Below are 7,424 nucleotides of genomic sequence, written 5' to 3' on the forward strand. Positions count from 1 at the left end.
CATGGCGCCTTCTCCCGTAAGCCAAGGGGTGGACGATGACGCGATGTTCAGGCGCAGCGCCCGTAGGTATCGGCGATGCGGACGATGTCGTCCTCGCCGAGGTAGGCGCCCGATTGCACCTCGATGACTTCGAGCGGCAGCTTCCCGGGGTTTTCCAGACGGTGCGTGACGCCAATCGGGATATAGGTCGACTCGTTTTCGCTCAGCAGGAACTGCTCTTCGCCACGCGTGACGCGCGCCGTGCCCCGCACCACGGTCCAGTGTTCGGCGCGGTGGTGGTGTAGCTGCAGCGACAGCGATGCCCCGGGGTGCACGACGATGTGCTTGACCTGAAAGCGCTCGCCCTGATCGAGCGAGTCGTAGCAGCCCCATGGCCGCTGCACTTTGCGATGGTTCTCGGCCTCGCTGCCCTGCTGCCTGGCAAGCCGTTCCACCAGCCCCTTGACGCCCTGCACCTGCGAACGGTCCACGACCAGCACGGCATCGGGCGTTTCCACGACGATCAGGTTCGTGGTGCCTACGCACGCCACCAGCCGGCCGTCGGCGTGCACATAGCACGAGGTAGCCCCTTCGTACATCACGCGGCCGCGCGCGGCATTGCCGTCGCCGTCCTTGTCGATGGCATCCCATACCGCGTCCCACGAGCCCAGGTCCGACCAGCCCGCCACCAACGGCACCACCACGCCTTGCACGCCGTCGGTGCGCGCCACGTGCTCCATGACGGCGTAGTCGATCGAGTCTGAAGGGATTGCCGCGAACGCGGTGGCGTCCGGGTGGAAGTACGGGCCGTCCTGACGACCCTGCCCGAACGCACGGGCGCACGCCGCATGCATGTCGGGCTGCAGGCGCTGCAGCGTCGCCAGCCAGGTGCTGGCGCGTACGACGAAGATGCCGCTGTTCCACCAGTACTCGCCAGACGCCACGTACTGCTGCGCAAGCTCGGAGGCAGGCTTTTCCACAAAGCTGTCGATGGTGCGCGCCACGTCGCCCAGCGCCGTGCCGATTCGGATGTAGCCGTAGCCGGTATCCGCGCGGGTGGGCGGCACGCCAAGCGTCACGATGGCGCCCTGCTCGGCAAACCGGGCGGCATGCGCAATGGCGTAGCCGAAAGCCTCCGTATCGGCGATGACGTGGTCGGCTGGCATGACAACGAGGATGCCGTCTTCACCCTGCGCCGTCGCCAGCAGCGCAGCCAGTGTCAGGGCCGGCGCCGTGTTGCGCCCGGCCGGCTCGACCACGATCTGTGCCTCTGTGCCGGACGCGGCAAGCTGCTGCGCCGTCATGAACCGATGCGGCTCGCCGCACACGATGATCGCAGCGGCGTCGGCGTGGCGACCGTCGCGCAACACCGCCATGCGCCGCACCGTGGACTGCAGCAGCGAGTCGCGCCCGATCACATCGATCAACTGTTTCGGATAGTGCTTGCGGGACAGCGGCCAAAGCCGTGTACCCGAGCCTCCTGCCAGTACCACGGGGCGGATCCGCAGCGCGCTCTGGACGTCGCCGGAGGTGACGGCGGCATGGGAAGGGAGATCGGCGGGGGCAGTGATAGGCATCCTGGGCTCCTGTTCGGGCAGCGCGTACGGCATGAAACCGCTTTGCTGCACCGAAGCATAGATGCGCAAGAATGCGCGAATTGCCCGATGGCCGATAATGCAGAAGATTTGACCGATGCGACTTAAAAACCGGCTTTAAAACGTATTTCCGGTGATACAAGCGCATTATGTCATCACGCCGTCTTGCATATATGCGTGCACGATTCCCTTCGCCGGTGCGCGAATGCCCTGCAATGCGGCCGAGCTTCAACAGCGTTGCACAACGGTAGTGAAGCCTCTGATTTTCATGATATTTTTATCATATCCACATGCCGGGACGATCCGACGTGGCGTAACAATTACTAAAACTGATTCATATCTGATAATCGTGTTGCGGCGTATGCCGCATTTTTTCATTCATTTTCAATGGCACCCGCGTCAATCAGCCAACATCACGGAAAAATCAGACACGCCCCATTGTGCATCGCGGCAAGTTGGATATGATGCAATGCAATAGATTCGCCTTCGAATCGCCTTCGCAAGGGGTGGACACGCCATGGATCACCTTGTCGAGATGCCTGTGCCGACTCGGCCCCCGGGGCCTATTCCCATCGCCAGACATACCCACACGCAACGCATTGGTCTGCTGTTGTTCGACGGATGCTCGCTCCTGACGGCGGGCATCATTGCCGAGGCTTTCCGCGTGGCCAACGAGCTTGAACTGCAACGCAGCGGCCGCCCGTTCTACCAGTTGTCATTGCTGTCGTATCGCGGCGGCAATATCGCGTGCTCGTCGTCGGTGCGTATCTGGACCCAGGGTCTCGATGCGGCGGGCCAGCGAGGCTTTGGCGCCGTGTTCATCGCCTGCAGCGAGCGCGAGCCAGCAAGCGAGCGCGATGCCCGTGTGACCAGCGCCATCATGGAAGTCAGTGCGTCGGCGCTGGAGCGCAGCACGTGGGGCCGCGAACTGCAGTCGCCACGGGTGTCGCGTGCCGAGGCGGCTAGCGGCCAGGAAGGGGGTGCCGGGGCTGCCGCGTCGGTCTTCTGGTGCCGGGGCGGCGCAGACCATGCGCCGGAAATCATGCCGTCGGCCATCGACATGGCACTCGCCCAGATCGAGGCAGACCTGGGCCCCGAGGTAGCCGACGAGGTTGCCAGGCAACTCGATCCGCGCCGCGAGACGATGCCCGAGATCGAGCCCTACGACACCGACGACACGCCAGACCTCTCGACCGCCACGGCAAACAAGATCCTGGCTTCGGCGCGCTGGATCGCCGAGCATTACATGGAGCCCATCTCGGTGGCCGACGCCGCGCGCTTTGCCGCGATGAGCGAGCGCAATTACCTGCGCCGCTTCAAGTTCACGATGGGCATGACGCCGTCGGAATACCTGTTGCAGACGCGGCTCGACATGATTTGCCAGTTGCTGGTCAAGACAACGCTGCCGGTGGACAAGGTTGCCCGCCGCTGCGGCATGGGCAACGGCGACCGGCTCGGCAAGATCTTCCGCAAGCGGTTTGCATTGTCGCCCACCGAGTATCGGAACCAGGGGCCGGCGAGCCCTGGGTCGGATCCCACCGCAACCTGAGGAGTGCTGAGCATGCGTAACGAACTGCTTGACCTGGCCAAACTCGACTGGATGGCGCACGAACTCGCCGAGCCGTACAAATCCGCCCCGCCCTTTCCGCATGCCTGTATCGACGACTTCCTCGACCCGGACATCTACCGCGAGGCCAGCGACGCGTTCCCGAGCCGGAAGGAAGGCATCTGGTTCAAGTATCAGTCGGCTGCCGAAAACCTCAAGCTCCAGATCCAGGACTTCTATGCCATTCCGCCTGCGCTGCGCGCCCTGATCGTCGAACTGAACGGCCCTGGCTTCATCCGGTTCCTGGAGACGCTGACCGGCGTGCGCGGGCTGGTGCCCGATCCTCACCTGCATGGCGGCGGGCTGCACCAGACGCTGCCCGGCGGCCATCTGGGCCTGCATATCGACTACAACTATCACCTTGAATGGAAGCTCGACCGACGGGTGAACGTACTGCTCTACCTGAACGACACCTGGGAGGATAGCTGGGCCGGCCACCTGCAACTGTGGGACGAGAGCGTGCAGCATTGCGTGCAGAAGATCGCGCCCATCGGCAACCGGCTGGTCGTCTTCAATACGAACGAATGTTCCTGGCACGGCCACCCCGTGCCGCTGGCCTGCCCGCAAGGCGTCTCGCGGCGTTCGATCGCGCTCTACTACTATTCGAACGGCCGCCCCGAGGACGAGGTGGCAGACGTTCACACGACGCGCTTCCAGGCGGCGCCCGGCGCCCGTTTTCCGCTGACGGCCCGTGACATCCTGACCGGAATTACCCCACCTTACGCCAAGGCCCTGGCGCGCCGCATCGTGGGCCGCTGACCGGCGCCAGGGGATCACATGTCATCCATACTCGTCACCGGCGGGGCCGGCTTCATCGGCGCGAACTTCGTGCTCGACTGGCTGCGGCGTCCGCCCGCCCATCCTGGCCATCCCGCCGAGCCCGACCGCGTCATCAACGTCGACAAGCTCACCTACGCCGGAAACCGGCACAGTCTGGACGAACTCGATGGCGACGCACGCCATATCTTCGTCCAGGCCGACATCGGCGATCGGGCGGCGATGGACAGCCTGCTTGCCCGGTACCGCCCGCGCGCGGTCATCCACTTTGCGGCGGAAAGCCATGTCGACCGGTCCATCCGGGGGCCGGCGGCCTTTATCGATACCAATATCGGCGGCACCTATACGCTGCTGGAAGCGGTGCGCGGCTATTGGTGCGGGCTGCCCGACGCCGAACAGGCGGCCTTCCGCTTCCTGCACGTCTCCACCGACGAGGTGTTCGGCTCCTTGGCGCCCGCTGACGCGCCGTTCTCGGAGACCACCCGCTACGCACCGAACAGCCCCTACTCCGCGTCGAAGGCCGCTTCCGATCATCTTGTTCGCGCCTGGCACCACACCTATGGCTTGCCCGTCCTGACGACAAACTGCTCGAACAACTATGGCCCGTACCAGTTTCCGGAAAAACTGGTGCCGCTGGTGATCGCAAGCGCGCTGGCCGGACAGCCGCTGCCGGTGTACGGCGATGGCGCAAACGTGCGCGACTGGCTCTATGTCGGCGACCACTGCGCCGCGATCCGCGAAGTGCTTGCGCGCGGGCGCGTTGGCGACACCTACAACGTGGGCGGCTGGAACGAGAAAACGAATCTGGAAGTCGTCCACGCGCTATGCGACCAGCTCGATGCGCTGCAGCCTCGCACCACCGGCTCCTATCGCGACCTGATCCGTTTCGTGAAGGACCGGCCCGGCCACGACCGCCGCTACGCCATCGATGCCCGCAAGCTCGAAAGCGAACTGGGCTGGCGCCCCGCCGAAACCTTCGAAACCGGCTTGGCCAAAACAGTCGCCTGGTACCTCAACCACCAGCCATGGGTGCGTGACGTCGTGTCGGGCGAGTATCGCAAGTGGGTGGAGACGCAATATGCCGCGTGACCACCTCAGCGTGCCCACGCTGCTCGTGACGGGCTGCAACGGCCAGATTGGCTTTGAACTGTGCCGTAGCCTTGCCCCGCTCGGCCGCGTGATCGCGCTAGACCACGCGGCATGCGACCTGACCAACTCCGCCCGATTGCGCGATCTCGTGCGGGACATCGTGCCCAGCGCTATCGTCAACGCCGCAGCCTATACGGCAGTCGACAAGGCAGAAAACAACGCCGATCTTGCATTTGCCATCAATGGTGATGCACCCGGCATCCTCGCCGAGGAGGCCAGCGCTCTTGACGCGCTGCTCGTGCACTACTCCACCGACTACGTGTTCGATGGCACGGCGGATGGCCCCTATTCCGAATCGGACGCACCCAATCCTTTATCGGTCTACGGAGAAAGCAAGCTGGCCGGCGAAGAAGCGGTGCTCGCAACCAAGGCGACGTCGCTTGTCTTGCGCACCAGCTGGGTCTTCGGCGCGTATGGCAGCAACTTCGCGAAAACCATGCTGAAACTCGGTCGTGACCGCGACACGCTACGCATCGTGTCGGACCAGTTTGGCGCGCCCACACCTGCCGGCCTTGTGGCCGACGTCACCGCGCACATCGTGGCCCGACACTGGCTCTTGGGCCACCGTGCTGAGTTCCCGGCCGGCCTCTATCACCTTGCCGCTGGCGGGGACACGAACTGGCATGCCTATGCACTGGAAGTACTGAGGCAGGCTGCCGAGCGCGGCGTAGTACTCAAAGTCGATCCCAGGAACATCCAGCCGATCGGCGCAGCCGACTATCCGTTGCCTGCCCGTCGCCCCGCGAATTCCCGGCTTGCCACGACGAAGCTGCGCGAGACGTTCGGCCTGCATCTACCGCACTGGCGAGACGGATTAATCCTCGTCATGAAGCAAATGTTGTCCGAGACATCCTCCTAGAGGTGCGCCATGACCATGAACCTTGTTCCTACCCGGATTCCTGATGTGCTGATCGTCGAACCCAAGGTGTTTGGCGACGAGCGAGGATTCTTCTTTGAAAGCTTCAACGGAATCGAGTTCGAAGCCGCAACCGGGCTGAGGCGCAATTTCGTGCAGGACAATCACTCCCGGTCAGCCCGGAACGTGCTTCGCGGATTGCACTACCAGATTCGACATCCCCAGGGCAAGCTGGTGCGCGTCGTGTCGGGTGCGGTATTTGACGTGGCCGTGGACCTCCGCAGCAGTTCGCCAACATTCGGCAAGTGGGTCGGCGAGGTGTTGTCCGCCGAAAACAAACGCCAGCTATGGATTCCGGAAGGATTTGCGCACGGGTTTCTCGTGCTGTCGGACTGCGCGGAATTCCTCTACAAGACCACGGACACCTGGCACCCGGAGCACGAACGCTCACTGCATTGGAACGACGCGCGTGTGGCCATCGAATGGCCGCTTTCCGGCACGCCGATGGTGGCTGCCAAGGACGCTGCCGGGCGTACCCTCGACGAAGCGGAGGTATTCGCCTGACCATGTTGGTATGGAATCGGCCGTCTCAGTCACACCGCGATGTGCGTAAAAGGACCTTGCCAGCTGTAGGCACAAGGTCCAATTGACGCCATATCGGCGCGTGACACCATCGGGTCATTGTTCTAGCGGTCCTTTAGACCACCCTTTCCACTCACTGCAGGGGAGCGAGACAATGACCGAATCAGGAAATGGACGCTGGAGGTTGGAGGTGGCGATCCTGGCTGCCACGGGACTTCTGACACTATCGGGCGCGGCCCTGGCCACCAATCAGTCGCAGGAGCGACAACAAGGCAGGAACGCTAACCAAGCCGCCAAACAGGAAGCGCGATCGGAGAAGGTCGATTGCAGAGCGGAAAACCAGAAGAGTAACTCCCAATGCAGGCAAGACAAGCGCGACACAAAGCAGGAAGGCCGCCAGCAAAAACGGGAGATCAAGTATTAACCCATTTGCACGAGCATCCAGCGACAAGTCCTCGCCGGCCAGCCTGAACTTGCCTGAGGGTGCTCCGCGTGTCCGACCCGGCCGACGTTACCTCGCGCCCGACGGTCGCAGCGCCGGGGACGAGTCTTGCCGGGGCGGCCTCAAATTTGAAGTGCAACACCTTGCCATTCGGTAAGGTGTGATTAATGACGAGAACGAAGTACCAACAACTACAACCTGAAGAACGCATGCGCATCGAGATTTGGAAGGCCGAAGATGTCAGCCTGCGAGCCATGGCTCGCAGGCTTGGCCGCGCGCCTTCGACACTGATGCGGGAGCTTCGCCGCAATGCCACCGCCCGTGGCGGCTATGTCGCAATGAGCGCGCAAGCCTGCCGTACGCAACGCCTCAAGGCCAGCCGTCCAGTCGCCAAGCTCGCTCCTGATGGCGTACTGTGGGGCGTGGTGCGCCACGTCC

The 7,424-nt window shown here is 63.4% G+C and carries 8 protein-coding genes; 7 read left to right on the top strand and 1 reads right to left on the bottom strand.

The features are described from left to right. Positions 1-47: 47 nt before the first annotated feature. On the bottom strand, positions 48-1,556 hold the full coding sequence (locus BLQ58_RS27220) for a mannose-1-phosphate guanylyltransferase/mannose-6-phosphate isomerase (protein WP_092603506.1): 1,509 nt from the start codon (positions 1,554-1,556) through the stop codon (positions 48-50). 535 nt (positions 1,557-2,091) lie between these two features. On the opposite strand from BLQ58_RS27220, the gene BLQ58_RS27225 reads away from it, so the two are divergent. The 7 genes from BLQ58_RS27225 to BLQ58_RS27255 form a co-directional block, all read left to right on the top strand. After that, on the top strand, positions 2,092-3,123 hold the full coding sequence (locus BLQ58_RS27225) for a GlxA family transcriptional regulator (protein WP_092603484.1): 1,032 nt from the start codon (positions 2,092-2,094) through the stop codon (positions 3,121-3,123). Between the two features lie 12 nt (positions 3,124-3,135). Then, a complete protein-coding gene (locus BLQ58_RS27230) occupies positions 3,136-3,939 on the top strand; it encodes a 2OG-Fe(II) oxygenase (RefSeq protein ID WP_092603486.1) in 804 nt (267 codons plus the stop codon). An 18-nt stretch (positions 3,940-3,957) separates the two neighbouring features. After that, entirely contained in the window at positions 3,958-5,046 is a 1,089-nt protein-coding gene (rfbB, locus tag BLQ58_RS27235) for a dTDP-glucose 4,6-dehydratase (protein WP_092603488.1), read from the top strand. Continuing rightward, a complete protein-coding gene (gene rfbD / locus BLQ58_RS27240; protein ID WP_092603490.1) occupies positions 5,036-5,965 on the top strand; it encodes a dTDP-4-dehydrorhamnose reductase in 930 nt (309 codons plus the stop codon). The genes rfbB and rfbD overlap by 11 nt, the downstream gene beginning before the upstream one ends. Before the next feature lie 9 nt (positions 5,966-5,974). Continuing rightward, on the top strand, positions 5,975-6,526 hold the full coding sequence (rfbC, locus tag BLQ58_RS27245; RefSeq protein ID WP_092603492.1) for a dTDP-4-dehydrorhamnose 3,5-epimerase: 552 nt from the start codon (positions 5,975-5,977) through the stop codon (positions 6,524-6,526). Between the two features lie 172 nt (positions 6,527-6,698). Then, positions 6,699-6,968, top strand: a complete 270-nt coding sequence (locus BLQ58_RS27250) for a hypothetical protein (protein WP_092603494.1) — start codon at positions 6,699-6,701, stop codon at positions 6,966-6,968. Between the two features lie 185 nt (positions 6,969-7,153). Next, positions 7,154-7,424 (top strand): helix-turn-helix domain-containing protein (locus BLQ58_RS27255; protein ID WP_139186183.1); only part of this gene is annotated, 271 nt, incomplete at its 3' end.

Source organism: Ralstonia sp. 25mfcol4.1 (assembly GCF_900104095.1).
Classification (GTDB): domain Bacteria; phylum Pseudomonadota; class Gammaproteobacteria; order Burkholderiales; family Burkholderiaceae; genus Cupriavidus.

What these genes read in the sequence shown, in the direction of transcription:
- BLQ58_RS27220 (WP_092603506.1), bottom strand. Translation starts at nt 1,556, where the DNA reads ATGCCTATCACTGCCCCCGCCGATCTCCCTTCCCATGCCGCCGTCACC.
- BLQ58_RS27225 (WP_092603484.1), top strand. Translation starts at nt 2,092, where the DNA reads ATGGATCACCTTGTCGAGATGCCTGTGCCGACTCGGCCCCCGGGGCCT.
- BLQ58_RS27230 (WP_092603486.1), top strand. Translation starts at nt 3,136, where the DNA reads ATGCGTAACGAACTGCTTGACCTGGCCAAACTCGACTGGATGGCGCAC.
- rfbB (WP_092603488.1), top strand. Translation starts at nt 3,958, where the DNA reads ATGTCATCCATACTCGTCACCGGCGGGGCCGGCTTCATCGGCGCGAAC.
- rfbD (WP_092603490.1), top strand. Translation starts at nt 5,036, where the DNA reads ATGCCGCGTGACCACCTCAGCGTGCCCACGCTGCTCGTGACGGGCTGC.
- rfbC (WP_092603492.1), top strand. Translation starts at nt 5,975, where the DNA reads ATGACCATGAACCTTGTTCCTACCCGGATTCCTGATGTGCTGATCGTC.
- BLQ58_RS27250 (WP_092603494.1), top strand. Translation starts at nt 6,699, where the DNA reads ATGACCGAATCAGGAAATGGACGCTGGAGGTTGGAGGTGGCGATCCTG.